This is a genomic window from Ferroacidibacillus organovorans, assembly GCF_001516615.1.
GTDB lineage: Bacteria > Bacillota > Bacilli > Alicyclobacillales > SLC66 > Ferroacidibacillus > Ferroacidibacillus ferrooxidans_B.
Genome location: NZ_LPVJ01000058.1, coordinates 22,624 through 46,166, shown reverse-complemented (window position 1 = coordinate 46,166; position 23,543 = coordinate 22,624). Strand labels below are relative to the sequence as shown.

Sequence of the window (23,543 nt, the reverse complement as noted above, 5' to 3'; positions counted from 1 at the left end):
CACTCTCTACTCTGGTAAAATGGTGTTGCTGAGACAACCAATTTACCGAAAGTGAGTGTGTTTCTTACATGGTACGCGAAAACCCATCTCCCAATCAACTCCCTGCATCCGCCTTGACCTTCTTTTCTGAGTACCGTCTTGCCTCGATTCTTTCGAAGTCCCGAATCACCAAGAAAGCAGGGGTGCCTGCCCTCCGCCTGTTTCAGTTTCTCTTTGCCCTCGTCTTCTTTGGATGTGACCTTTCCTGGAACCTGGAGAAGGAGCGCAATGCCGGTTTCAAATAGGACACGGTGTATCGTTTTTGAATGCGTCCACCCATAATTGGCGGCGCTTTCTCCTGCTTCTGAACTCGGCCGTGATCGCTCGGATGAAAGCCTTGACCTCCGAAGATCGCGTCGATGTCCTCATTGTCGATGACTCGCGTATAGCCGTAACCGGAGCAAGAAGGTGGAACTGTCCGCGCGGGTGTTTGATCATGCCGCCCATCGTTTTGTGAAGGGATTTCGCATGTTGACGCTGGGCTGGTCAGACGGCAACTCCTTTGTTCCTCTCGCCTTCTCGTTGCTCATCTCCGAAAAGGTGGAAAACCACATACAAAAGGCAAATCCGAGTGTGGATCGCAGAACGTCGGGGTATCACAGGCGACGGGAGAGCATGAGCAAAGCGACGGTGACGCTATTCTAACTCTTGGAGCAGGCGCAAGCCATGGGCATCCAGACACGCGTGCTGTTGTTTGACCGTTGGTTCGCATTTCCTTCCACGATCCTGCGAGCCGTCCAGCACAAGATGACCGTCATTTGCATGCTCAAGGCACTCAAAACGCTTCATTATCTCTACGACGGAAAAAAGTGACCCTGCCGCAGTTGTATGGGTTGTTGACCAAGCGCCGGGGGAGCGCCAAGATCCTGGCTTCTCCGTTGTGGTGGGGATCGGAAACGATGAGAATGGCAAAGAGGTACAAGCCCAAATCGTCTTCGTCCGTGACCGTCAACGATCCAAGCAGTGGCTGACGTTGCTCTGCACCGACACCACAATGGCTGACGAGGAGGTAGTGCGCCTATACGGGAAGCGGTGAGATATAGAAGTGTTCTTCAAAATGGTGAAGTCTCACCTACAATTGGCCAAAGAGTTACAAGGGCGATCCTACGATTCGATGATCGCGCACACAATCGTCTTCGCACGATACACCTACCTGGCTGTCGAAACGCGCAACGAACAGGATCCACGCACGCTTGGACGATTATTTCTAGACCTCTGCGACAAAATGTCCGACGTACGCTACGCGGACATCATCCATCGTCTATTGGCTCTTCTTTCCCAAGCCATGGTGCAAACATGGGATGAAGGCATGACGATCCAAGAGGAAGAGTTGCAACACTTTTTAGCCTGTCTGCCCAGTAAACTCAAGGCTCGTCTGGCTGCGTAGGGGTGCGAAACTTGAGTTATTACGAAACACGGTCCAGTCAAAACGGATCACATTTTGTTTATTGCAGCAGGTGCGTTCCATATGGCTAAGCCGTCAGACTTGATTCCAGAACTCCAGGGACGATTCCCGATTCGTGTTGAACTGACAAGTCTAAGCGCGAATGATATGGAGAAAATACTAAATCCTGAAGTCTGGTTCTATTTGGCATTCGAATGGTCCCCGTGGTCGACCAACTGGGAAAAAGATGCGTGGGGCCTGGGATGCTCTCCGGTTTTCTTGACTTTAAAGATACTGACGTGATAATATCTCAAAGTGTGCCTACATGTGAGCGTTGAGGTGTCACCTAATGTATCAACGGGTCAAAAAACAGCAGCGTCGTACAGTCGGAACTTCGTCGACTTTGCGGGCGATCGAACGCGACCGGATCTCGGAAGTCTATATCGCTCGAGATGTTGACCGCCATGTCATTAACCCTGTGATTGCCATCTGCAAAGAAAAGGGCGTCAAGATCAACTGGGTTGATTGCCAAGGTGCGCTAGGCGCAGCCTGCGGAATGAAATTAGCTACGTCAACCGTAGGGTTTCTTCGGGACGATGTGTGATTCTTTTTTTGGCTCTCAAAATGAACCACCAGGGTCTGTGGTCTAAAATATACTGCAGAACCACTCTTGGAAGGAGGTGCACACGATGCCGACAATCAACCAACTCGTCCGCAAAGGACGTTTGGTGCTCGAAGACAAGTCTGGCGCTCCTGCGCTTCAAAAAGGCTACAATAGCTTTCAAAAAGAGCAGACAGACTTGCCTTCACCACAAAAACGTGGCGTTTGTACTCGTGTAGGAACGATGACGCCGAAAAAACCAAACTCGGCACTTCGCAAATACGCGCGTGTTCGCTTGACGAACGGGATTGAGGTTACTGCCTATATTCCCGGAATTGGCCACAACCTGCAGGAACACTCCGTCGTACTCGTTCGCGGAGGTCGCGTAAAAGACTTGCCAGGTGTTCGCTATCACATTGTCCGCGGCGCGCTCGATACGGCTGGCGTGAAAGACCGTCAGCAAGCGCGCTCCAAATATGGCGCAAAGCGTCCTAAAAAGAAAAAGTAAAATGTAGCGCCATTGCGACAGTCGCGATGGATTGCGCTGATTGTTTGCGGCGCGCGATGGAATGGATCGTGCGAGAAAGGAGGATGTATTCATGCCAAGAAAAGGACCTGTGCCCCGTAGGGATGTTATGCCGGATCCGCTTTTTACCAATAAATTGGTTACTCGTTTGATCAATAAAGTGATGCTCGATGGCAAGCGCGGTGTGGCGCAGAATCTCGTCTACGGTGCGTTTGAAAAGGTGCGCGAACGTTCGGGTAAAGACCCGATGGAAGTGTTTGACGCGGCGATGAAAAACATTATGCCAGTCTTGGAAGTAAAGGCGCGCCGGGTTGGCGGGTCGAACTACCAAGTGCCTGTTGAAGTTCGCCCGGACCGTCGAACGACACTTGGGTTGCGTTGGCTTGTTCAGTACTCTAGGCAGCGTCACGAAAAGAGTATGGACGATCGTTTGGCCAATGAGATTCTGGATGCGGCCAACAATGCCGGCGGTGCTGTAAAGAAACGTGAAGATACGCATCGCATGGCGGAAGCGAATAAGGCGTTTGCCCACTATCGCTGGTAGGATCATGAGATTGCAAGGAAAGGAGGACACGACTCATGGCAAGGCAGTTTCCGCTCGATAAAACGCGCAACATTGGTATCATGGCGCATATCGACGCGGGCAAGACGACGACCACGGAGCGTATCCTGTTTTACACAGGCCGCGTGCATAAGATTGGCGAGGTTCACGAAGGCGCGGCGACCATGGACTGGATGGTTCAAGAACAAGAGCGCGGGATCACCATTACGTCGGCGGCAACAACGGCGCAGTGGAAGGCTCACCGCATCAACATCATCGATACGCCAGGGCACGTCGATTTCACCGTTGAGGTCGAACGCTCTTTGCGTGTGCTCGATGGTGCGGTGGCGGTGTTTGACGCCAAGGGCGGCGTAGAACCACAGTCAGAAACCGTCTGGCGACAAGCGGACAAGTACAATGTTCCCCGTTTGGCCTATGTCAATAAAATGGATATTATCGGCGCTGACTTTTTTGAATGCGTTCGCCAGATCCGCGATCGTCTCAAGTCAAACCCCGTCGCGATTCAGATCCCGATTGGCGCTGAAGATCATTTCCTCGGCGTCATCGATCTGGTTGAGAATCGGGCGATTGTTTACACAGACGATTTGGGAACGACTTCTGAAGCTCGTGACATCCCGGAAGAATATCAGGCGCAAGTTGAAGAGTATCGCACGATGTTGCTTGAGGCGTGCGCCGAGGTTGAGAACGAATTGATGGAGAAGTACCTGGAAGGCGAAGAGCTCACGATTGAAGAGATCAAACGTGCGCTTCGAAAAGGTACAATCGCATCGACGCTCGTGCCAGTCCTCTGTGGCTCGTCCTACCGTAACAAGGGTGTTCAACCGATGCTTGACGCGGTTGTCGATTACCTTCCGTCGCCGCTTGATGTGCCGGCGATCAAAGGAACGTCGCCTGACGGTGACGAAATGGAGCGTCACGCGAGTGATGAAGAACCGTTCTCGGCGCTTGCGTTCAAGATCATGACAGATCCGTTTGTCGGGAAGCTCGCATTCTTTCGCGTGTATTCCGGCACACTCTCGTCTGGTTCGTATGTCTTGAATTCGACGAAAAACAAGCGCGAACGCATTGGCCGTATTCTCCAGATGCATGCGAATCACCGCGAGGAGATTCCGGTTGTGTACTCTGGAGACATTGCCGCTGCCGTCGGACTTAAGGATACGACGACTGGCGATACGCTGTGCGAGGAGAAAAATGTTGTTATTCTTGAGTCAATGGACTTTCCGGAACCGGTTATCTCGGTTGCGATTGAACCAAAGACGAAAGCGGATCAGGACAAGATGGGGATTGCGCTCTCCAAGTTGTCAGAAGAGGACCCGACCTTCCGTACGCACACCAACCATGAAACGGGACAAACGATCATTTCTGGGATGGGTGAGTTACACCTGGAAATTATCGTTGACCGCATGATGCGCGAATTTAAGGTCGAGGCAAATGTTGGCAAGCCGCAGGTTGCTTACAAAGAAACGATTCGCAACAAGGTCAAGGCTGAAGGGAAATTTGTCCGACAGTCTGGCGGACGCGGACAGTATGGGCATGTCTGGGTCGAGTTCGAGCCGCTTGAGCGCGGTCAGGGCTATATTTTTGAAAACAAAATTGTCGGCGGTGTCGTTCCTCGCGAATACATCCCGGCGGTTGACAACGGTATCCAGGAAGCAATGCGCAATGGTGTTCTTGCCGGCTACCCGATGTTGGATATCAAGGCGACCGTCGTTGACGGTTCGTACCACGATGTTGACTCGTCAGAGATGGCGTTTCACATTGCCGGTTCGATGGCACTTAAAAACGCTGTAAGCCGTGCGGACGCTCATCTGCTAGAGCCGATCATGAAGGTTGAAGTGACCGTTCCTGAAGAATACATGGGCGATATCATGGGCGATATCAACTCTCGCCGTGGTCGCATTGAGGGAATGGAGGCGCGTTCTGGCGCGCAAGTGATTCGCGGGTTCGTCCCTCTTTCCGAAATGTTTGGATACGCGACGATTCTTCGCTCGCGGACGCAAGGGCGCGGCACGTATACGATGGAACCTGCCACGTATGAAGAGGTGCCGAAGAATATCGCGGCAGAGATCATCGCGAAACAAAAAGGATAAAACGATACGACAAGGAGCTGATTTCATTGGCAAAGTCAAAATTCGAACGGAATAAACCGCACGTAAACATTGGTACAATCGGTCACGTTGACCACGGCAAAACCACGCTCACAGCAGCGATCACGACCGTTCTCTCTAAATCCGGCCAAGCGCAAGCGATGGCGTATGACGCGATTGACAAAGCGCCGGAAGAGCGCGAGCGCGGGATCACCATCAACACTGCACACGTGGAATACGAGACGGCAAACCGTCACTATGCACACGTTGACTGCCCTGGACATGCTGACTATGTGAAAAACATGATTACGGGTGCAGCGCAAATGGACGGCGGTATTCTCGTCGTGTCTGCGACAGATGGCCCGATGCCGCAGACGCGCGAGCATATCCTGCTCTCCCGCCAAGTTGGCGTTCCGCACCTTGTCGTCTTTATGAACAAGTGCGACATGGTGGAAGATGAAGAGCTTCTCGAGTTGGTGGAAATGGAAATTCGCGATCTGCTCAGCGAGTATGAATTCCCTGGCGACGACACGCCGGTGATTCGTGGTTCGGCGCTCAAGGCGCTCGAAGATCCAAATGGTGAGTGGGCGAAGAAGATTGACGAGTTGATGGCGGCTGTTGACAGCTTTATTCCGACGCCTGAGCGCGATACCGACAAGCCTTTCTTGATGCCTGTTGAAGACGTGTTTACCATCACAGGTCGCGGCACTGTTGCGACAGGTCGCGTTGAGCGCGGTCAACTGAAAGTCGGCGATGAAGTTGAAGTGGTCGGCTTTACAGAAGATCCTCGCAAAACGGTTGCGACAGGAATTGAAATGTTCCGCAAGCTCCTTGACTTTGCGCAAGCTGGCGATAACATCGGCGCATTGCTTCGCGGTGTGGATCGCAAAGACATTGAGCGTGGCCAGGTTATCTGCAAGCCTGGTTCGATCAAGCCGCACACCAATTTTCAAGCGCAAGTATATGTTTTGAAAAAAGAAGAAGGCGGCCGTCACACCCCGTTTTTTAACAACTACCGCCCGCAGTTTTACTTCCGCACGACAGACGTAACGGGAATCATCACGCTTCCGGAAGGAACGGAGATGGTGATGCCTGGCGATAACATCACGGTTACGGTTGAGCTTATCTCTCAGATCGCAATCGAAGATGGAACGCGCTTTGCGATCCGTGAAGGCGGACGCACGGTTGGCGCGGGGGTTGTTGTCGGTATTTCGAAATAAGGAAAATTGATGAAATAGAGAGAGCCTTCATCGAAGGCTCTCTCTTTTCATGATTGACCGCGTCGCATTGGATGGCGGAACTATGTATAATGATGAGGGTGCGGTCTTGGACATTGGATTTGGGTATGCTTCTACATAAAGGAGTGCTTTGACGTTGGATGACCAGGTGACGGAAGAGACACAAGTGCCTGCGCCTAAAAAAGGAAATCAAAAAAAGGATTCCATTTGGGATTGGGTTAAAGCGGGAATCGTTGCACTGATCATCGCGTTTGGCATTCACCAGTTTCTTTTCACGCAGTTCCGCGTTGACGGTCAGTCGATGGACTATACGTTGGCAAACGGTGAACGTTTAATCGTTGACAAGATCCCGTATTATTTTGGCATGCCAAAACGTGGTGACATCATCGTTTTTTTGGCACCGGATGGTCAATACTGGGTAAAGCGTGTCATTGGTTTGCCTGGTGACACGATTCAGATCAAGAATGGGCAACTGATTTTGAATGGTAAAATTGTCAAGGAGCCATTTATCGCGCAACCGATGGATCCGAGTATGCCGTTTGGACCAGTGAAGGTGCCACCTGGACGATTGTTTGTCATGGGTGACAATCGTAACATCAGCGAGGACAGCCGTGTCATTGGGCCGATAAAAATATCAAGCGTTGTCGGGCGTGTCGACTTGGTGATTTGGCCGCTCAATAAATTTGAAGTGATCGGATCGACACAGGAGCATTTTTTGCCGCAGACGCCTTGATGGTTTTTACAGCGGATTGATCTTCCCAAGTGGTGCGTATACACACGTCGAGAGATGCGGGGAGATACTCCGCGTCTTTTTTTTTGTTGCGTCTTGTGTTTCGTCGCAGCGTTTAGTATAATCTTATATTGTTGGTTTAAGACTGCGTTGATGCAAAAGGTTGCTCATGTACCGTTCGCCATGTGCGGGACCACTGAGGAAATTTTTGCGGAGTATGTCCAATCGATTGGGCGACGAAGGAGGGAAACCATATGGCAAAGCAAAAAATTCGCATTCGACTCAAGGCGTACGACCACAAGCTGCTGGATCAATCCGCCGAAAAAATTGTCGAAACCGCCAAACGTTCTGGCGCAGGTGTAGCGGGGCCCATTCCGCTTCCGACCGATAAGTCTATTATCACGATTTTGCGTTCACCGCACAAATACAAAGACTCTCGGGAGCAGTTTGAGATGCGCACCCATAAACGACTCATTGATATATTGAGTCCGACGCCGCAGACGGTTGATGCGCTCATGCGTCTTGATCTGCCTTCTGGCGTGGACATTGAGATTAAACTTTGATGGAAGAAGCGGGGGTGTAAGTGATGAAAGGGATTCTTGGACGCAAACTTGGAATGACACAAGTGTTTCTTGAGGATGGAAACGTTGTGCCTGTGACCGTTGTTGAAGCGGGTCCGTGTGTTGTGTTGCAAGTGAAAACGCCTGAGACGGATGGGTACGAAAGTGTACAGTTGGGGTTTGCCGATAAAAAGCGCCCGACTAAACCTGAAGCGGGTCACGCTGCAAAAGCAAACACGGTTGCCAAGCGCTACGTTCGAGAGCTTCGCGGGCCGCTTAGCGAAACGTATGAAGTGGGCCAAGAAGTTAAAGCGGATGTCTTTGCGAGCGGCGATATTGTCGATGTGATCGGCGTCTCGAAAGGCAAGGGGACAGCAGGGCCGATCAAGCGCCACAACCAGTCGCGTGGTCCAATGGCGCACGGTTCTAAGTATCACCGCGGCGTCGGATCGCTGGGATCAATCAATGCAAACCGCGTTTTTAAGGGTCAAACCATGGCGGGACGCATGGGGCACGAGCGTGTGACGGTGCAAAACCTTGAAGTGATTCGCGTAGACGTATCACGCAATGTTCTTCTGATCAAAGGCGCGTTGCCTGGTCCGAAAAACTCGTTTGTAACCGTGCGATCGGCGATTAAAAAGCGCTAGGATGAAAGGAGGTACAATCCATGGCAAAAGTTCCAGTTTACAACTTGGAAGGCACAGTCGTCGGGGAGATCGAACTCGCGGCTGATGTCTGGAATACAGAAGGGAAAGAGCACTTGCTGCACCCGGCTGTCGTTGCGCAATTGGCGAGTCGCAGAGCGGGAACGCATAAAGTGAAAGGCCGCTCGGAAGTGCGCGGCGGCGGACGCAAACCTTGGCGCCAAAAAGGCACGGGTCGCGCGCGTCAAGGCAGTATACGCAGTCCGCAATGGGTGGGCGGCGGAACGGTTCATGGTCCGGTTCCACGCAGTTATGCAGTCTCACTGCCGAAGAAAGTGCGACGGGCGGCGATTCGCTCTGCGCTCACGTCTAAGGTTCAGGCGGGTACAATTCTTGTGTTGGATCAGCTTTCGCTTGAGGGTGTAAAGACCAAAGTGATGGCGCAAGCTTTGCAAAAACTCGGTGTGACAAAGAAAGCGTTGCTCGTGGATGCTGTTAAACAGCAAAATGTGTACCTTTCTGTACGCAATCTGCCGGGTGTTTCCTATTCAGGGGCAGACAATGTCAACGTGTACGATGTCTTGGCGCATCAGCGTCTCGTCATCACGACGGCTGGCGTAGCTCGTGTTGAGGAGGTGTTTTCAAAGTGAAAGATGCGCGCGATATTATCAAACGCCCGGTCGTAACGGAAAACACCACAGAACTTATGGAATCGAATGTTTACACGTTTGAAGTGGACGGACACGCAAATAAAATTGAGATTGCGCAGGCTGTTGAGACGCTGTTTAAAGGGTCGAAAGTGGCTGCTGTCAATACATTGTGGGTTCCTGCAAAACGCAAACGTTACGGAAAACATTATGGTTTCACATCGAAATGGAAGAAAGCCTATGTGAAGTTTACGGCTGAATCCGAGTTGCCCGATTTCTTGGGTTGATGGAATACGGCGTGAAAAGAGGAGGGAATCAAGATGGCGATTAAGAAGTATAAACCGACTTCCCCGGGACGCAGGTTTATGTCGGTCTCGACGTTTGAGGAGATTACGACAGACCAGCCAGAAAAGTCGCTGCTAAAGCCGCTGCCAAAGCGCGCGGGGCGTAACCACCAGGGTAAGATCACTGTGCGCCATCGTGGCGGCGGACACAAGCGGCAGTATCGGATTATTGATTTTAAACGTGACAAAGATGGCATACCAGGCCGCGTTGCCACGGTTGAATACGATCCGAATCGCTCTTCGCGAATCGCGCTGATCAACTATGCAGACGGTGAGAAGCGCTATATCCTGGCGCCGGTTGGTTTGAAGGTTGGCGATATGATCTACTCCGGTCCAGATGTTGATATCAAAGTCGGCAACGCGTTGCCGCTTATCAACATTCCTGTCGGAACGGTGCTTCACAATGTGGAGTTGAAACCGGGAAAAGGTGGACAATTGGCGCGTGCTGCAGGTGCTGAGGCGCAATTGCTCGGTAAAGATGGTGACTACGTCACGCTTCGCCTGTCTTCAGGGGAAGTTCGCATGGTCCGCAAGGAATGCCGCGCGACGGTTGGCCAAGTTGGAAACCTCGATCACGAGAACGTGTCGATCGGTAAAGCGGGTCGCACGCGCTGGAAAGGCATTCGCCCGACCGTTCGCGGTGTCGTTATGAACCCGAACGATCACCCACACGGTGGTGGTGAAGGTCGTGCTCCGATTGGTCGCAAGTCTCCGATGTCTCCGTGGGGAAAACCTACCCTTGGCAAGAAGACGCGGAAAAAGAACCACAATACGGATAAGTACATTGTGCGTCGCAGGAAGAAGTAGTGTGAGAGGAGGCTTTAGGCATGGGACGTTCTTTGAAGAAAGGCCCGTTTGCGGATGAGCATCTGCTGAAAAAGGTTGAAGCGTTGAATGCTTCTAATGAGAAGCGCGTATTTAAGACATGGTCACGCCGCTCAACCATTTTCCCGCAGTTTGTAGGCCACACCATCGCAGTGCATGATGGCCGCAAACATGTGCCAGTGTATATTACAGAAGACATGGTTGGTCACAAACTCGGGGAGTTTGCCCCGACACGTACGTTTAAGGGCCATGCTGGCGACGAGAAGTCGTCGCGGTCACGCTGATCGCGAAAGGAGGAGGCAAGTCATGGAAGCACGCGCTGTGGCAAAACACATCCGCATTGCGCCGCGTAAGATGCGTCTGGTTGTCGACCTGATTCGCGGTAAAAGTGTGGGCGAGGCCATCGCAATTTTGAAACACACGCCAAAAGCAGGTTCGCCTGTCGTGGAAAAGGTGTTAAAATCAGCGATCGCCAACGCAGAACACAATTACAACCTGGATACAGAGCGTCTTGTCATCAGCAAGGTGTTTGTGGATCAAGGATCTACACTGAAACGATTTCACCCCCGCTCACAAGGGCGCGCCTTTAGCATTCTTAAGCATACGAGCCATGTGACGGTTGTTGTGACAGAAAAGTAAGGGAGGGATTGACTGCATGGGTCAAAAGGTAAACCCAACAGGCTTGCGTATTGGGATCATTCGCGACTGGGAATCAAAATGGTTTGCGTCCAAGAAGGACTACCGCGGTCTCTTGCACGAAGACCTGCGCATTCGCGAATTTGTGTTACGTCGGTTGAAGGATGCGTCGGTCTCCCACGTGCAGATCGAGCGTTCACCGAATCGCATCAATGTGACCGTGCAAACGGCAAAGCCTGGCATGGTGATTGGCAAAGGCGGCACGGAAGTGGATACGCTTCGCAATACGCTTAGCGACATGACCGGTAAGCGTGTGCACATCAACATCACAGAAATCAAATCGGCGGATCTCGACGCAAAACTTGTTGCGGACAACATCGCATTACAGTTGCAGCGTCGTGTAGCATTTCGGCGCGCGATGAAACAGGCGATGCAGCGAACGCTTCGCGCAGGAGCGAAAGGGATCAAGGTTCAAGTCTCTGGTCGTCTTGGCGGTGCGGATATTGCCCGCACAGAAGGCTATTCAGAAGGTACGGTTCCTCTGCACACCCTTCGCGCAGATATCGACTATGCACTCTCTGAGGCGCATACGACATTTGGCCGTATTGGTGTAAAGGTATGGATTTATCGTGGGGAGATTCTCCCGACTAAAGTGAAAAAAGAGGCGGAACAGCCCGAACTCTAAGTTAGGGAGGCAACCAAGCATGTTGATGCCAAAGCGCGTCTTACACCGTAAAGAACATCGCGGCCGTATGACGGGAATGAGCAAGGGCGGCAACGAGGTGACGTTTGGTGAATACGGTCTACAGGCGCTTGAGCCAGCGTGGATCACCAATCGACAAATTGAAGCTGCTCGTATCGCAATGACACGCTACATCCGTCGCGGCGGTAAAGTGTGGATCAAGATTTTCCCGAGCAAACCAGTGACGGCAAAGCCTGCTGAGACTCGGATGGGTAGTGGTAAGGGGTCTCCGGAAAAATGGGTGGCCGTTGTAAAACCTGGCCGTATTCTGTTTGAACTGGCTGGTGTTCCTGAAGAGGTTGCGCGCGAGGCGTTGCGTCTGGCCGCTCACAAACTTCCGATCAAGACGAAGTTTGTCACTCGCCAGGAAGCAGGGGGTGAATCGGTTGAAGGTTAAAGAAATGCGTTCGAAGACAAACGTAGAGATTTTGCAGGATATCGATTCACTAAAAGGTGAACTGTTCAATTTGCGTTTTCAGGTTGCCACAGGCCAGTGTGAGAATCCGATGCGCATTCGCGAAGTTCGCAAAGCAATCGCGCGGGCAAAAACAATTTTGCGCGAACGTGAGCTTGGCATCGGTTAAGCGATACGAAGGGAGGCTGTTTGATGAGCGAAGTGCGTAATGAGCGAAAGGTACGAAGCGGTAAGGTTGTCAGCGACAAAATGCAAAAAACCATTGTCGTGGCCGTTGAAACGACGATGCGTCATCCGCTTTATGGCAAGCGAGTAAAGCGCACGAAAAAGTTCAAGGCGCATGATGAGTACAACGAGGCAAAAATTGGCGATGTTGTGCGGATCATGGAGACACGTCCACTTAGCAAAGACAAAAACTGGCGCTTGGTGGAGATTGTCGAGAAGGCTGAGATTCTTTGATCAAAAGCGAGTGTAGCATCGAGTTTATGGAAGGGAGGCGCTCGCAGTGATTCAACCGCAAACGAGACTGGTTGTCGCCGATAATTCTGGTGCGAAAGAGATTATGTGTTTTCGTGTACTGGGTGGCTCCAACCGTAAGACTGCGAACATCGGAGATATCATTGTGGCTTCTGTCAAAAGTGCAACACCAGGGGGCGTTGTCAAAAAGGGCGATGTTGTCAAAGCAGTCGTCGTCCGCACTCGCCGCGGTGTGCAGCGCGAAGATGGATCGTACATCCGATTTGATGAGAATGCCGCAGTCATTATTAAAGAGGACAAGGGACCCCGTGGGACGCGGATCTTTGGACCTGTTGCTCGCGAACTTCGGGATCGGGATTTTATGAAGATCATCTCCCTCGCTCCTGAGGTACTGTAAAGGAGGGAATAACGTGACACAACCGAAGTTGAAGGTTAAAAAAGGCGATACGGTCATTGTGATCTCCGGCAAAAACCGCGATCAAAAGGGTAAGGTGTTGGCGGTTTACCCACGCGAGAGCCGTATTGTTGTCGAAGGTGTCAACATGGTCAAGAGGCATACAAAGCCTAGTTTCCAATCACCGGAAGGCGGAATCGTTGAGAAAGAAGCTCCGCTGCATGTTTCCAATGTCGCTTTGGTCGACCCGAAGACAGGTGGTCCGACTCGCGTTGGCTACAAAGTCCTCGAGGATGGAACCAAGGTTCGCTTTGCAAAAAAATCTGGTGAAGTTCTCGACTAGTAGCCAGGTCAAAACGAGGTGATATTCGTGGCAAGATTAAAGGATCACTATGTCAGCGCGGTAACGCCGAGTCTGATGGAGAAGTTCTCCTATAAGAGCATCATGCAGGTGCCGAGAATTGAGAAGGTTGTCATCAATATGGGCGTCGGCGAAGCGGCTCAAAATGAGAAGGTTCTCGATCATGCAGTTACTGACCTGACGCTGATCGCGGGTCAAAAACCGGTGATTACAAGAGCAAAAAAATCGATCGCAGGGTTTAAGCTCCGCGAAAATCAAAAAATCGGCGTGAAGGTAACACTTCGTGGCGAGCGGATGTTTTTCTTTCTCGACAAGCTTTTCAACATTGCGCTCCCGCGTGTGCGCGACTTTCGCGGCGTTTCTCCAAAGTCGTTTGACGGACGCGGAAACTACACGTTGGGTGTCCGTGAACAGTTGATTTTCCCAGAGATCGAGTATGACAAGATCGACAAAACGCGTGGAATGGATATCGTTATCGTCACAACGGCGAGAACGGATGAAGAAGCGCGCGCGCTGTTGACCGAGATGGGCATGCCTTTTCGCACTGCATAATGCAGTGAGCATGATTAAGGAGGAACACCTGTGGCAAAAAAGTCGATGATCATTAAAGCGTCACGGCCCGCAAAATTCAGCACGCAGGCGTACACGCGTTGCACGCGTTGTGGACGACCACACTCCGTACTACGTCGCTTTGGGATTTGTCGGATTTGTTTCCGCCAATTGGCGCACAACGGGCAGTTGCCTGGCGTGACCAAGGCGAGCTGGTAAGGGGAATCGGAAGGAGGTTTTGTTTCATGGTATTGTCAGATCCAATTGCGGATATGCTCACGCGCATTCGAAACGGCAACATGGTCGGGCATGAAAAGGTGGATATTCCTGGCTCGAAGATCAAGAAATCGATCGCCGATATCCTAAAAGCTGAAGGATATATTCGGGATGCCGAGTTTATCGCAGATGAAAAACAGGGCACGATTCGTGTACACCTGAAGTATGGTCCGCAAAACACGAAGGTGATCACGGGGCTTAAGCGAATCAGCAAGCCAGGCCTGCGCGTCTATGCCGGCGCCGATGAGCTGCCGCGCGTCTCGGTGGGTTGGGGATTGCAATTGTTTCAACATCGCGCGGCATCATGACGGATCGTCAAGCACGTCAACAAAAAGTTGGCGGAGAAGTTCTCTGCTACGTTTGGTAATTGATTCAGTTAGACAAGGGAGGTGTCGGTGTGTCCCGTATTGGCAGAAAGCCGATTGTTGTGCCTGCGGGTGTAACCATCACCCAGGAAGGCCACGTGCTGACCGTAAAAGGACCCAAGGGATCGTTGAGTCGCACGCTTCATGAGGACATGATCGTACGTGTAGAAGCCGACGAAATTCATGTAGAGCGTCCTTCCGACGCAAAGCTGCACCGCAGTTTGCACGGTACGACGCGCTCGGTGGTTTCCAACATGGTTGAGGGTGTCACGAAAGGTTATGAAAAGGTGCTGGATCTCGTTGGCGTTGGATATCGCGCGACAAAATCTGGCAACAAGGTTACACTGACGCTTGGATTTTCTCACCCAGTAGAAGTGGTTGCAGAAGAGGGACTGGAGATTGACGTTCCTACGAATACGCGCCTTATCGTAAAGGGCATCGACAAAGAGCGCGTTGGGACATTCTCAGCCAAAATTCGCGATCTGCGCAGACCTGAGCCGTACAAGGGTAAAGGAATTCGCTATGAAAATGAAGTTGTTCGCCGCAAAGTCGGTAAGACCGGTAAGAAATAACCGGAAGGGGGCGTAAACGGTGATTAATAAAGTCGATAAAGTCGCGGGCCGCGCGAGAAGACACTCGCGAATTCGCAAAAACCTGGCGGGTTCCCCTGCGCGCCCGAGGTTGAATGTGTTTCGCTCTGGCAAGCACATCTATGCGCAAGTTATCGATGACTCGGTGTCGCGCACGCTTGTTTCCGCATCGTCCGTGGAGAAAGATCTCAAAGTCGAGATCCCACATGGCAACACGGTGGAAGCCGCGAAAGCGATTGGACGCGTTGTCGCACAGCGCGCAAAAGAAGCGGGGATTACAACTGTCGTATTTGATCGCGGCGGGTATCTCTATCACGGACGGATTCAGGCACTTGCTGACGCTGCTCGTGAAGAGGGCCTCGAGTTTTAACTTGAAAGGACAAGGAGGGAATCTCGCAGGTGCGCATTGATCCGAATAACCTCGATTTGAATGAGAAAGTGGTGCACATCAACCGCGTTGCCAAAGTGGTAAAAGGCGGTCGTCGATTCAGTTTCAGCGCGCTCGTTGTCGTTGGCGACGGTCAAGGGCATGTTGGCGCTGGCCTTGGCAAAGCTTCAGAGGTTCAAGAGGCTGTACGGAAGGGCGTGGCGGATGCCAAGAAAAATCTCATCAGCGTCGCGCTCCAACAGTCGACTGTTCCACACGAAATTCTGGGACGTTTTGGTGCAGGCCGCGTTTTGATTAAACCAGCGCGTGAAGGTACAGGTGTTATCGCCGGCGGTCCTGTTCGCGCCGTGATTGAACTTGCAGGGATTAAGGATATTGTGACAAAGTCGCTTGGCTCTTCAAACTCCATCAACATGGTGCACGCAACACTCGAGGGACTTCGTCAGTTGAAGCGCCCAGAAGATGTTGCGAAAATGCGTGGTAAAACGGTTGAAGAGATTCGCGGATAAACGTGATTCGGCGTACGCTGGATCTTACTGTGTTTTTGTAGGAGGTGCATCGTCGTGAAACAAGTGGAAATCACTTTGATGAAAAGCGTGATTGGCCAGAATAAGCAGCAGAAGGCAACGGTACAGGCCTTGGGGCTTCGCAAGATTCGCCAATCGGTCATTCGAGAAGATTCGCCCTCCTTACGCGGGATGATCGACAAAGTTTCGCATCTCGTTCAGTATAAAGTGATTGAAGCGTAACAGACGTGAAAACGGAACGGGTTTCTTAACGACCCGATCGGAGGGATTGCAATGAATCTTCATGAACTATCTCCGCAACCCGGATCGCGCAAAAGTCGCAAGCGTTTGGGACGCGGTATCGGTTCTGGTCTTGGAAAAACTTCAGGGCGCGGTCACAAAGGTCAATGGGCGCGTTCAGGTGGCGGCGTGCGTCTCGGGTTTGAGGGTGGTCAAACACCACTTTTCCGTCGACTGCCAAAGCGTGGTTTTTCGAATGAGCCGTTTAAAACGGAGTATGCAATTGTCAACGTAGGTCAGTTGAAGTCGTTTGAGGCGGGAACAGTTGTCACGCCTGAGCTTCTTCTTGAGCGCCGGATCATCCGCAAGCTGAAAGACGGCGTCAAGCTACTTGGCGAGGGAGAAATCGCGGCGGGCATAACGATCCACGTAAACGCGGCTTCTTCAAGCGCTGTGGAAAAGATTCAAAATGCGGGTGGCACGGTTGAGGTGATCTGATGGCGTCGACGTTGGCGGGTGTATTTCGGGCGAAGGATCTGCGCAAGCGCATCCTGTTTACCTTGATGATTCTCGCCGTCTATCGCATTGGCGTCATCATTCCCGTACCGGGAGTCAACGCGACGATGCTTCAATCCCTCGCCTCAAAAAGCGCGGTGATTGGACTGCTCAACACCTTTTCAGGCGGCGCGCTCAATCGCTTTTCCATCTTTACGATGAACATTTACCCGTATGTCACCGCATCCATCATTGTCCAGTTGCTCTCGCAAGGTGTTATCCAGCGTTGGGATGACTGGTCAAAAGAAGGCGAGACAGGACGCGCTAAACTCACGCAGTGGACGCGCTTTCTCACCGTTGCGTTGGGTGTCGTTCAGGCAGTTGCTCTCACTTTCTCGTTCAGTCGTCAATTGGGCGCCGGATTTATCGTCGACCCGTCGATCTGGACGTATGCGCTGATTGCAATCACGATGACTGCGGGTACAGTCTTCATGATGTGGCTTGGAGAGCAGATCACCGACAAAGGGATTGGGAACGGGATTTCCGTGATCATCCTGCTTAGTATCTTGTCGCGCGTGGAGACGGTCATACCGCTGCTTTACGCGAACTGGTTTCAGGCTCATCCGGGACAGATTTTCTTGAATGTCCTGAAGGTGGTCATTTTGCTCGCGGTGGTTTTGCTCATGACAGTGTTTATCGTCTTTGTGCAGCAAGGCGTGAGGCGGGTCGCTGTTCAATATGCAAAACGGCAAGTGGGTTCAACGGTGTACGGTGGTCAGAGCGCGCACATTCCCATCAAGGTAAACGCGGCAGGGGTCATTCCTGTCATCTTCGCGACGTCGCTGTTGTTTCTTCCAGCGATTATCGGAGGATTTTTCCAAGGGAATCCGGTGGGGCAGTGGTTGGTGAACTTTTTCTCGCCAACCAACTGGATCTTTGATGCACTTGAATTCGCGCTGATCATCGGGTTCACATTCTTTTACACACTTGTACAGATGAACCCGCAGCAGATGGCGGAGAACCTTCAGAAGAATGCAGGGTCCATCCCCGGCATTCGGCCTGGGAAGGCCACAGAGGATTACATTACGCAACTCCTCAACCGTCTTTCGCTGATTGGTGGATTGTTTCTAGCCATTGTCTCCATCTTGCCGCTCGCTTTCATGAGTATTGGCGGCATGAGCCAGATCAACAGCTACTACAGCGGAACGTCGTTTTTGATCGTCATCACCGTCGCGCTTGACACCATGCGACAGCTTGAGGGGCAGATTTTGCAGCGCAGTTATCGAGGCTTCATTCGCTAACGCGATGCGCAGGGGGCAGTAACATGCAGATCGTATTCCTGGGGTTGCCCGGGGCGGGCAAGGGAACGCAGGCGACTTCGATTACTGAAGAGTTCCAGATCCCCCATATCGCAACCGGAGACATGTTCAGGGCTGCACGCGCCGCAGGGACACCGCTTGGCGAAGAAGTCAAGGGGTACCTGGATGCCGGACTCCTTGTACCTGATGAATTGACGATTCGCGTCGTGGAAGACCGCTTGATGAAAGAGGATTGCAAAACCGGGTTCCTGCTCGATGGATTCCCGCGCACTGTACCACAGGCGACAGCGCTCGATGATGTGCTTGACAGGCAAGGCAAACCCGTTACGCACGTTTTGTACCTTGAAGTGAGTCCGTCTGAGTTACTTGCGCGAATCACTGGGCGGCGCGTGTGTCCGTCATGTGGCGCCTCGTACCATCTGGTGTTTCACCCGCCAGCGCAAGATGGCCTTTGCGATCGTTGCGGGACTGCGCTCATTCAGCGGAGCGACGATACGCCAGAAGCGGTGGCCGTGCGCATTGAGGAAAACTTGCAGCGCACGCAGGTGCTCGTTGAGCGTTATCGCGAACGCGGTGTATTGACGCGGATTGATGGGGAACAACCCATTGATACGGTGTACAGCCAGATTCGTGATACGCTGCGGGGGAGTGCACGTTGATCACGCTGAAGTCTCAACGCGAGTTAGAGATCATGCGTGAGGCCGGGCGCATTGTGGCGCAGGTGCATCAGTTAATGCGCACGCTCGTGCAACCGGGAATCACAACGGCAGAGCTTGACGCCGAGGCGGAGAAGCTCATTCGCGCGCATGATGCGACACCGTCGTTTAAAGGGTATAACGGATTTCCGGCTTCCATTTGCGCATCGGTGAATGAGGAGCTGGTGCACGGGATTCCCGGAAAACGGGTGTTGCGCGAAGGGGATATTGTTTCGATTGATGTCGGTGCGAAGTGGAATGGGTATCACGGAGATTCCGCATTCACGTACGCTGTGGGGCAGATTCATCCGGTGGCGCAGGCGCTTCTTGATGTCACGGAGCAGTCGCTTTACGAGGGGATTAAGTACGTGCGCGTAGACAATCGTCTGTCAGATGTCTCTCACGCCATACAAATGTATGTCGAGGCGCAAGGCGGTTCGATCGTGCGCGATTACGTCGGACACGGCATCGGGCGCGAGATGCATGAGTCTCCCCAGATTCCAAACTTTGGCCCGGCGGGCAAAGGCCCGCGGTTGCGTCCCGGAATGGTACTTGCGATTGAACCGATGGTCAATGCAGGCAGCTATGAGGTGCGGACCCTCTCGGACAACTGGACGGTGGTTACGGCGGACGGATCGCTTTGTGCGCACTTTGAGCACACCATCGCCGTTACGGAAGATGGACCGCTCATCTTGACTGCGCTGTGACCGAGCAAATCGTAAGACGCCTTCCCCTATGTCAAGGGAGAGGGGCAACAGGCGAATGAAGCAGAAAAAGGGGTGCCATGCGTGGCGAAAGACGATGTCATTGAAGTCGAAGGTAAAGTGATCGAGCCGCTGCCAAACGCAATGTTCCGAGTTGAACTGGAGAATGGCCATAAGATTCTTGCGCATGTATCCGGTAAGATTCGTATGAACTACATCAAGATCTTGCCTGGAGACAGAGTGACGGTGGAGTTGTCACCCTACGATCTCACTCGGGGCCGGATCACGTATCGCTACAAGTAATTGACCTTGTGAGAGGAGGCGCACGACGTGAAAGTACGTCCTTCCGTCAAGCCGATCTGCGAAAAATGCAAGATCATTCGTCGCAAAGGCAACGTGATGGTCATTTGCGAAAATCCAAAACACAAGCAACGGCAGGGTTAACCTGATGCAAAGATTGAAAGACTATTAGGAGGTGCAGTAAATGGCACGTATCGCAGGCGTCGACTTGCCTCGCGACAAGCGCGTGGAGATTGGCTTAACCTACATTTTTGGCATTGGCCGTCCGACCGCAAATGCGATCCTGGAGAAAACAGGAATTAACAAGGATACGCGTGTTCGCGATCTTTCGGATGAAGAAGTGCAAAAACTTCGCGATGAAATCGACAAGACCCTAAAGGTTGAAGGCGATCTTCGTCGTGAGATTGCACTGAACATCAAACGTCTTATCGAAATCGGTTCTTTCCGTGGCGTTCGCCATCGCAAGGGGCTGCCGGTTCGTGGACAGCGGAGCAAAACCAATGCGCGTACGCGCAAAGGCCCGCGTCGCACGGTTGCTGGCAAGAAGAAATAAGGAGGTCTACACGTGGCGACTAAGGTTAAACGCAAATCGGCTGCAACCGCTCGACCAAAGCGTCGGGACCGCAAAAATGTTGAAGTGGGAATCGCGCACATTCGCTCGACGTTTAACAACACCATTGTTACGATCACGGATCCAACCGGAAATGCGATCAGTTGGGCGAGTTCTGGTGGTTTGGGATTCAAAGGCTCTCGCAAAAGCACGCCATTTGCAGCGCAAATGGCTGCAGAATCTGCCGGTCAGGCTGCGATGGAACACGGCATGAAATCGGTCGAAGTCTATGTCAAGGGACCTGGCGCAGGCCGCGAGGCGGCGATTCGCTCCCTTCAGTCCGTGGGGCTTGAAGTTTCTGCGATCCGCGATGTAACGCCGATTCCGCACAATGGATGCCGCCCTCCGAAACGCCGTCGCGTATAACGCAAACCATGCGCGAGAAGGCTCGCGTCTTGATGAATTTATGGAGGTGTCAATCACAGAATGGCTCGATATTCTGACCCTGTCTGCAGAATTTGCCGCCGCGAGGGATTAAAGCTCTACCTAAAAGGTGAGCGTTGCTACACGGATAAGTGTGCAATTGACCGCCGCGGTTATGCACCTGGCCAACACGGCCAATCGCAAGGCCGTAAACGTACCAGTGAGTACGGATTACAGCTTCGCGAAAAGCAAAAGGCGCGCAAAATGTACGGCGTGCTCGAAAAGCAGTTTCGCGCGTATTACGATGAAGCGGCGCGCCGCAAAGGCATCACGGGTGACACACTGTTGCAATTGCTCGAAACGCGCCTTGACAACGTCGTGTACCGTCTCGGTTTTGCAGCATCCCGGCCGGAAGCGCGTCAACTTGTTAAGCACGGTCACTTTGAGATCAATGGCCGTCGCGTTGATATTCCATCCTACCAAATGCGTGTTGGCGAGACGGTGAGCGTTCGCGAGAAAAGTGCCGCATCTGCCAAGTTCAAAGAGTTGCTCGAAGCGGCGGAAGGAAAAACCGTATTGTCGTGGCTCGAACGCGACATGGTCACGCGAAGCGGTAAAGTGACACGCCTGCCCGCACGCGAAGAAATCGATGCACCAGTCACGGAGCAACTGATCATCGAATATTACTCGCGATAAGTGCGACCTGCCCGATTTCGCGCTGGTGCGCGGGTCGGCTTCGTCCTGAGGGAGGGTTAGTGGATGAACGATAGGGAAAAATCACGCATCCTGATCGAAGAGATCAGTGAGGATGGAAAGTACGGCAAGTTCGTCGTCGAACCGCTTGACCGTGGTTACGGAACGACACTTGGAAATTCGTTGCGCAGGGTTCTCCTTTCATCACTGGAGGGAGCGGCTGTAACGTCCGTCAAAATTGAGGGCGTATTGCATGAGTTTTCAACGATTCCAGGCGTTGTGGAAGATACGACAGAGTTTATTCTCAATGTCAAAAAACTGGCGTTGAAGATTCACTCTGACGAGTACAAGCGACTGATTATTGACATCGATCAACCTGGGGAGATTCGCGCAGGTGACATTCGTGGCGACTCGGATGTGGAGATCCTCAATCCGGATCTGCACATTGCGACGCTTGCGCCGGGTTCCCGCATCTATGTCGAGATGATGGCGCGAACTGGACGCGGTTACATTCCGGCGAATCTCAACAAAGGCGAAGAGCAAGAGATCGGCGTGCTGCCTATCGATTCGATCTTCTCCCCGATCTACCGCGTGAACTATCAGGTTGAGAACACGCGTGTTGGGCAGATTACCGATTATGACAAGCTGACACTTGAGGTGTGGACGGATGGCAGTGTGCGCCCTGATGAAGCAGTGAGCGACGCATCCCGCATCTTGATCGAACAGTTTGACCCATTTCGCCGTTTGACGGATCACGGACGCCCGCTTGATACGACACTTGAGCGCGGTGACGAAAGGCATGACAAGGCGTTGGATATGACCATCGAAGAGCTGGATCTTTCGGTGCGTTCCTATAATTGCCTAAAGCGTGCAGGAATCAACACGGTCGCGGAACTTTGTTCCCGCACGGAAGAAGAAATGATGAAGGTGCGCAACCTTGGGCGCAAGTCGCTTGAGGAAGTGCTAGAAAAGCTGGAACGTCTCGAGTTGGGTTTGCGCCCAGACGAGTGAGACAAGGCTGAGAGGCTGAAGGAGGAGTTACAATGGCCATGGGCTATCGCAAGCTCAATCGGCGCACGGGTTCCCGCGAAGCGATGTTTCGCAGTCTCGTCACGGATCTCTTTATGTATGGACGGATTCGCACGACAGAAGCGAAAGCAAAAGAGCTTCGCAAACTCGCGGATAAAATGATCACACTCGCCAAGCGCGGAGATCTGCATTCCCGTCGTCTTGCCGCGGCGTATGTTCGCCCGGAGATGGTGCAGGTCGAGGGTGAAGCATCGCAAAATGTGCTGCAAAAGTTGTTCACGGAGATTGGTCCGAAATTCGCAGAACGTCAAGGCGGTTACACGCGCATTCTCAAACTCGGACCACGTCGCGGTGACGCGACAGAGATGGTCTACATCGAACTCGTCGAGTAGACTGCACTGTATGACTCGGATCCGTCTCGTCGTCGCCTATGACGGCACAGGGTTTCGCGGCTTTCAGACACAGGGTTCCTTGCGGACCGTCCAGGGTGAATTGGATCGTGTGCTGTCCCGCGTCTTCTCACGAGAGATTCGTGTTGTCGGCGCAAGTCGCACCGATGCAGGCGTTCATGCGATTGGGCAGATGGTTCATTTTGATGTGGACCATTGCCCGTTTTCAGCGGATCATCTGCGCTATATACTACGCGCGCACCTTCCTGTTGATCTGACGGTGCCGCGCGTGGATATCGTGCCTGATACGTTTCATGTGCGCCACGATGTCACGTGGAAGACCTATCGCTATGAGTTGGACACGGGCGCTGTACCAGACGTCTTTCGTGCGAGGTACGCGGTTCACGTTCCATATTCACTGAGTGTGCGCGCGATGCAGGTTGCGAGTCGCTATTTCTTAGGGATTCACGATTTCTCGTCCTTTTGTTATGTACACGCACAGCAACCGGAAAAGGTTCGTGAGATCTATGCGTTTCACGTGGAAGAGCGACCGGGTTCGATTCTCTTTGCGGTCTCTGGCAACGGGTTTTTGCACAACATGGTGCGCATCATGGCGGGAACGCTGATCGATGTCGGTCGAGGGCGTTTTCAGGCAGATGAAGTCCCGGAGATGCTCGCCGCAAAAAATCGCGCGAAGGCGGGTCCCACAGCGCCTGCCAAAGGGCTGTGCCTGTGGCAGATCTCTTACAAGCCGTGGCCGTATCTTGACGAAACCCATTGAGTTACGGTACTCTAAAATTCAATGCGTTGGATCAGCGAA

40 protein-coding genes and 2 pseudogenes are annotated in these 23,543 nt (G+C 52.5%); all 42 read left to right on the top strand.

Annotated elements, in window-relative coordinates:
- The first annotated feature begins 447 nt into the window (after nucleotides 1-447).
- The 42 genes and pseudogenes from ATW55_RS16885 (at nucleotide 448) to truA (ending at nucleotide 23,504) form a co-directional block, all read left to right on the top strand.
- Nucleotides 448-684, top strand: a complete 237-nt coding sequence (locus ATW55_RS16885) for a hypothetical protein (protein ID WP_067718304.1) — start codon at nucleotides 448-450, stop codon at nucleotides 682-684.
- 21 nt (nucleotides 685-705) lie between these two features.
- A complete protein-coding gene (locus ATW55_RS16880) occupies nucleotides 706-852 on the top strand; it encodes a hypothetical protein (RefSeq protein ID WP_235587125.1) in 147 nt (48 codons plus the stop codon).
- A gap of 244 nt (nucleotides 853-1,096) precedes the next feature.
- Nucleotides 1,097-1,426: a hypothetical protein gene (locus ATW55_RS16875; RefSeq protein WP_235587043.1), complete on the top strand. Its 330-nt coding sequence runs from the start codon at nucleotides 1,097-1,099 to the stop codon at nucleotides 1,424-1,426.
- 15 nt (nucleotides 1,427-1,441) lie between these two features.
- Nucleotides 1,442-1,606 (top strand): annotated as a pseudogene (locus ATW55_RS16870) (AAA family ATPase); the annotation flags it as partial.
- Between the two features lie 166 nt (nucleotides 1,607-1,772).
- Nucleotides 1,773-2,027, top strand: a complete 255-nt coding sequence (locus tag ATW55_RS12670) for a ribosomal L7Ae/L30e/S12e/Gadd45 family protein (protein WP_067718294.1) — start codon at nucleotides 1,773-1,775, stop codon at nucleotides 2,025-2,027.
- A gap of 85 nt (nucleotides 2,028-2,112) precedes the next feature.
- Entirely contained in the window at nucleotides 2,113-2,532 is a 420-nt protein-coding gene (gene rpsL / locus ATW55_RS12665; protein ID WP_067718291.1) for a 30S ribosomal protein S12, read from the top strand.
- Between the two features lie 91 nt (nucleotides 2,533-2,623).
- Nucleotides 2,624-3,094 carry a 30S ribosomal protein S7 gene (gene rpsG, locus ATW55_RS12660; RefSeq protein ID WP_067561543.1) on the top strand — a complete coding sequence of 157 codons (471 nt, stop codon included), beginning with the start codon at nucleotides 2,624-2,626 and terminating at the stop codon, nucleotides 3,092-3,094.
- A 35-nt stretch (nucleotides 3,095-3,129) separates the two neighbouring features.
- Nucleotides 3,130-5,202: an elongation factor G gene (gene fusA / locus ATW55_RS12655; RefSeq protein ID WP_067718287.1), complete on the top strand. Its 2,073-nt coding sequence runs from the start codon at nucleotides 3,130-3,132 to the stop codon at nucleotides 5,200-5,202.
- A gap of 26 nt (nucleotides 5,203-5,228) precedes the next feature.
- Nucleotides 5,229-6,419 carry an elongation factor Tu gene (gene tuf / locus ATW55_RS12650; RefSeq protein ID WP_067718283.1) on the top strand — a complete coding sequence of 397 codons (1,191 nt, stop codon included), beginning with the start codon at nucleotides 5,229-5,231 and terminating at the stop codon, nucleotides 6,417-6,419.
- 154 nt (nucleotides 6,420-6,573) lie between these two features.
- On the top strand, nucleotides 6,574-7,170 hold the full coding sequence (gene lepB / locus ATW55_RS12645; RefSeq protein WP_235587124.1) for a signal peptidase I: 597 nt from the start codon (nucleotides 6,574-6,576) through the stop codon (nucleotides 7,168-7,170).
- A 251-nt stretch (nucleotides 7,171-7,421) separates the two neighbouring features.
- The gene (gene rpsJ, locus ATW55_RS12640; protein ID WP_067561550.1) at nucleotides 7,422-7,730 is read left to right on the top strand and encodes a 30S ribosomal protein S10; all 309 of its coding nucleotides are present in this window, start codon (nucleotides 7,422-7,424) and stop codon (nucleotides 7,728-7,730) included.
- A 23-nt stretch (nucleotides 7,731-7,753) separates the two neighbouring features.
- Nucleotides 7,754-8,374 (top strand): 50S ribosomal protein L3, encoded by a 621-nt coding sequence (rplC, locus tag ATW55_RS12635; protein ID WP_082685836.1) that lies wholly within the window; start codon nucleotides 7,754-7,756, stop codon nucleotides 8,372-8,374.
- A 20-nt stretch (nucleotides 8,375-8,394) separates the two neighbouring features.
- The gene (rplD, locus tag ATW55_RS12630) at nucleotides 8,395-9,021 is read left to right on the top strand and encodes a 50S ribosomal protein L4 (protein WP_067718275.1); all 627 of its coding nucleotides are present in this window, start codon (nucleotides 8,395-8,397) and stop codon (nucleotides 9,019-9,021) included.
- Nucleotides 9,018-9,305 carry a 50S ribosomal protein L23 gene (gene rplW / locus ATW55_RS12625; RefSeq protein ID WP_067718271.1) on the top strand — a complete coding sequence of 96 codons (288 nt, stop codon included), beginning with the start codon at nucleotides 9,018-9,020 and terminating at the stop codon, nucleotides 9,303-9,305. The genes rplD and rplW overlap by 4 nt, the downstream gene beginning before the upstream one ends.
- 33 nt (nucleotides 9,306-9,338) lie before the next feature.
- Nucleotides 9,339-10,169, top strand: a complete 831-nt coding sequence (gene rplB / locus ATW55_RS12620; RefSeq protein WP_067718266.1) for a 50S ribosomal protein L2 — start codon at nucleotides 9,339-9,341, stop codon at nucleotides 10,167-10,169.
- Between the two features lie 20 nt (nucleotides 10,170-10,189).
- Nucleotides 10,190-10,471: a 30S ribosomal protein S19 gene (gene rpsS / locus ATW55_RS12615; protein ID WP_067718262.1), complete on the top strand. Its 282-nt coding sequence runs from the start codon at nucleotides 10,190-10,192 to the stop codon at nucleotides 10,469-10,471.
- Nucleotides 10,472-10,493: 22 nt separating this feature from the next.
- On the top strand, nucleotides 10,494-10,826 hold the full coding sequence (rplV, locus tag ATW55_RS12610; protein ID WP_067718258.1) for a 50S ribosomal protein L22: 333 nt from the start codon (nucleotides 10,494-10,496) through the stop codon (nucleotides 10,824-10,826).
- 16 nt (nucleotides 10,827-10,842) lie between these two features.
- Nucleotides 10,843-11,508, top strand: a complete 666-nt coding sequence (gene rpsC, locus ATW55_RS12605; protein ID WP_067718255.1) for a 30S ribosomal protein S3 — start codon at nucleotides 10,843-10,845, stop codon at nucleotides 11,506-11,508.
- A 19-nt stretch (nucleotides 11,509-11,527) separates the two neighbouring features.
- Entirely contained in the window at nucleotides 11,528-11,962 is a 435-nt protein-coding gene (rplP, locus tag ATW55_RS12600) for a 50S ribosomal protein L16 (protein ID WP_067561577.1), read from the top strand.
- Nucleotides 11,952-12,149 (top strand): 50S ribosomal protein L29, encoded by a 198-nt coding sequence (gene rpmC, locus ATW55_RS12595; RefSeq protein WP_067561581.1) that lies wholly within the window; start codon nucleotides 11,952-11,954, stop codon nucleotides 12,147-12,149. The genes rplP and rpmC overlap by 11 nt, the downstream gene beginning before the upstream one ends.
- A 23-nt stretch (nucleotides 12,150-12,172) precedes the next feature.
- Nucleotides 12,173-12,439 (top strand): 30S ribosomal protein S17, encoded by a 267-nt coding sequence (rpsQ, locus tag ATW55_RS12590; protein WP_067718251.1) that lies wholly within the window; start codon nucleotides 12,173-12,175, stop codon nucleotides 12,437-12,439.
- Nucleotides 12,440-12,485: 46 nt separating this feature from the next.
- Nucleotides 12,486-12,854 (top strand): 50S ribosomal protein L14, encoded by a 369-nt coding sequence (gene rplN, locus ATW55_RS12585; protein WP_067561585.1) that lies wholly within the window; start codon nucleotides 12,486-12,488, stop codon nucleotides 12,852-12,854.
- A 13-nt stretch (nucleotides 12,855-12,867) separates the two neighbouring features.
- On the top strand, nucleotides 12,868-13,194 hold the full coding sequence (gene rplX, locus ATW55_RS12580; protein ID WP_082685835.1) for a 50S ribosomal protein L24: 327 nt from the start codon (nucleotides 12,868-12,870) through the stop codon (nucleotides 13,192-13,194).
- A 27-nt stretch (nucleotides 13,195-13,221) separates the two neighbouring features.
- A complete protein-coding gene (rplE, locus tag ATW55_RS12575) occupies nucleotides 13,222-13,764 on the top strand; it encodes a 50S ribosomal protein L5 (protein WP_067718248.1) in 543 nt (180 codons plus the stop codon).
- A gap of 30 nt (nucleotides 13,765-13,794) precedes the next feature.
- Nucleotides 13,795-13,980, top strand: coding sequence for a type Z 30S ribosomal protein S14 (locus ATW55_RS12570; RefSeq protein WP_067561590.1), 186 nt, complete (start codon nucleotides 13,795-13,797; stop codon nucleotides 13,978-13,980).
- Nucleotides 13,981-14,006: 26 nt separating this feature from the next.
- A pseudogene (gene rpsH / locus ATW55_RS12565) lies at nucleotides 14,007-14,341 on the top strand (30S ribosomal protein S8); the annotation flags it as partial.
- Between the two features lie 93 nt (nucleotides 14,342-14,434).
- Nucleotides 14,435-14,974, top strand: coding sequence for a 50S ribosomal protein L6 (gene rplF / locus ATW55_RS12560; protein WP_067718240.1), 540 nt, complete (start codon nucleotides 14,435-14,437; stop codon nucleotides 14,972-14,974).
- Between the two features lie 19 nt (nucleotides 14,975-14,993).
- Complete coding sequence (rplR, locus tag ATW55_RS12555; protein WP_067718236.1) at nucleotides 14,994-15,362, top strand: 50S ribosomal protein L18; 369 nt, start codon at nucleotides 14,994-14,996, stop codon at nucleotides 15,360-15,362.
- A gap of 29 nt (nucleotides 15,363-15,391) precedes the next feature.
- On the top strand, nucleotides 15,392-15,889 hold the full coding sequence (rpsE, locus tag ATW55_RS12550; protein ID WP_067718232.1) for a 30S ribosomal protein S5: 498 nt from the start codon (nucleotides 15,392-15,394) through the stop codon (nucleotides 15,887-15,889).
- A 78-nt stretch (nucleotides 15,890-15,967) separates the two neighbouring features.
- On the top strand, nucleotides 15,968-16,129 hold the full coding sequence (gene rpmD / locus ATW55_RS12545; protein WP_082685838.1) for a 50S ribosomal protein L30: 162 nt from the start codon (nucleotides 15,968-15,970) through the stop codon (nucleotides 16,127-16,129).
- Between the two features lie 51 nt (nucleotides 16,130-16,180).
- On the top strand, nucleotides 16,181-16,624 hold the full coding sequence (gene rplO, locus ATW55_RS12540) for a 50S ribosomal protein L15 (RefSeq protein WP_067718225.1): 444 nt from the start codon (nucleotides 16,181-16,183) through the stop codon (nucleotides 16,622-16,624).
- Nucleotides 16,624-17,922, top strand: a complete 1,299-nt coding sequence (secY, locus tag ATW55_RS12535; protein WP_067718223.1) for a preprotein translocase subunit SecY — start codon at nucleotides 16,624-16,626, stop codon at nucleotides 17,920-17,922. The genes rplO and secY overlap by 1 nt, the downstream gene beginning before the upstream one ends.
- A gap of 23 nt (nucleotides 17,923-17,945) precedes the next feature.
- Nucleotides 17,946-18,599: an adenylate kinase gene (locus ATW55_RS12530; protein ID WP_067718219.1), complete on the top strand. Its 654-nt coding sequence runs from the start codon at nucleotides 17,946-17,948 to the stop codon at nucleotides 18,597-18,599.
- The gene (gene map / locus ATW55_RS12525; protein ID WP_067718216.1) at nucleotides 18,596-19,342 is read left to right on the top strand and encodes a type I methionyl aminopeptidase; all 747 of its coding nucleotides are present in this window, start codon (nucleotides 18,596-18,598) and stop codon (nucleotides 19,340-19,342) included. The genes ATW55_RS12530 and map overlap by 4 nt, the downstream gene beginning before the upstream one ends.
- 81 nt (nucleotides 19,343-19,423) lie before the next feature.
- Complete coding sequence (infA, locus tag ATW55_RS12520; protein ID WP_067561620.1) at nucleotides 19,424-19,642, top strand: translation initiation factor IF-1; 219 nt, start codon at nucleotides 19,424-19,426, stop codon at nucleotides 19,640-19,642.
- A 27-nt stretch (nucleotides 19,643-19,669) separates the two neighbouring features.
- Nucleotides 19,670-19,783 (top strand): 50S ribosomal protein L36, encoded by a 114-nt coding sequence (rpmJ, locus tag ATW55_RS12515; RefSeq protein ID WP_067561623.1) that lies wholly within the window; start codon nucleotides 19,670-19,672, stop codon nucleotides 19,781-19,783.
- A 40-nt stretch (nucleotides 19,784-19,823) separates the two neighbouring features.
- Nucleotides 19,824-20,192 carry a 30S ribosomal protein S13 gene (gene rpsM / locus ATW55_RS12510; protein WP_067718212.1) on the top strand — a complete coding sequence of 123 codons (369 nt, stop codon included), beginning with the start codon at nucleotides 19,824-19,826 and terminating at the stop codon, nucleotides 20,190-20,192.
- A 12-nt stretch (nucleotides 20,193-20,204) separates the two neighbouring features.
- The gene (gene rpsK, locus ATW55_RS12505) at nucleotides 20,205-20,615 is read left to right on the top strand and encodes a 30S ribosomal protein S11 (RefSeq protein ID WP_067561629.1); all 411 of its coding nucleotides are present in this window, start codon (nucleotides 20,205-20,207) and stop codon (nucleotides 20,613-20,615) included.
- Nucleotides 20,616-20,675: 60 nt separating this feature from the next.
- The gene (rpsD, locus tag ATW55_RS12500) at nucleotides 20,676-21,308 is read left to right on the top strand and encodes a 30S ribosomal protein S4 (RefSeq protein ID WP_067718208.1); all 633 of its coding nucleotides are present in this window, start codon (nucleotides 20,676-20,678) and stop codon (nucleotides 21,306-21,308) included.
- Nucleotides 21,309-21,371: 63 nt separating this feature from the next.
- Complete coding sequence (locus tag ATW55_RS12495) at nucleotides 21,372-22,316, top strand: DNA-directed RNA polymerase subunit alpha (protein WP_067718204.1); 945 nt, start codon at nucleotides 21,372-21,374, stop codon at nucleotides 22,314-22,316.
- Between the two features lie 38 nt (nucleotides 22,317-22,354).
- A complete protein-coding gene (gene rplQ, locus ATW55_RS12490) occupies nucleotides 22,355-22,726 on the top strand; it encodes a 50S ribosomal protein L17 (protein ID WP_067718323.1) in 372 nt (123 codons plus the stop codon).
- A 10-nt stretch (nucleotides 22,727-22,736) separates the two neighbouring features.
- Entirely contained in the window at nucleotides 22,737-23,504 is a 768-nt protein-coding gene (gene truA, locus ATW55_RS12485; RefSeq protein WP_067718201.1) for a tRNA pseudouridine(38-40) synthase TruA, read from the top strand.
- Nucleotides 23,505-23,543: the final 39 nt, after the last annotated feature.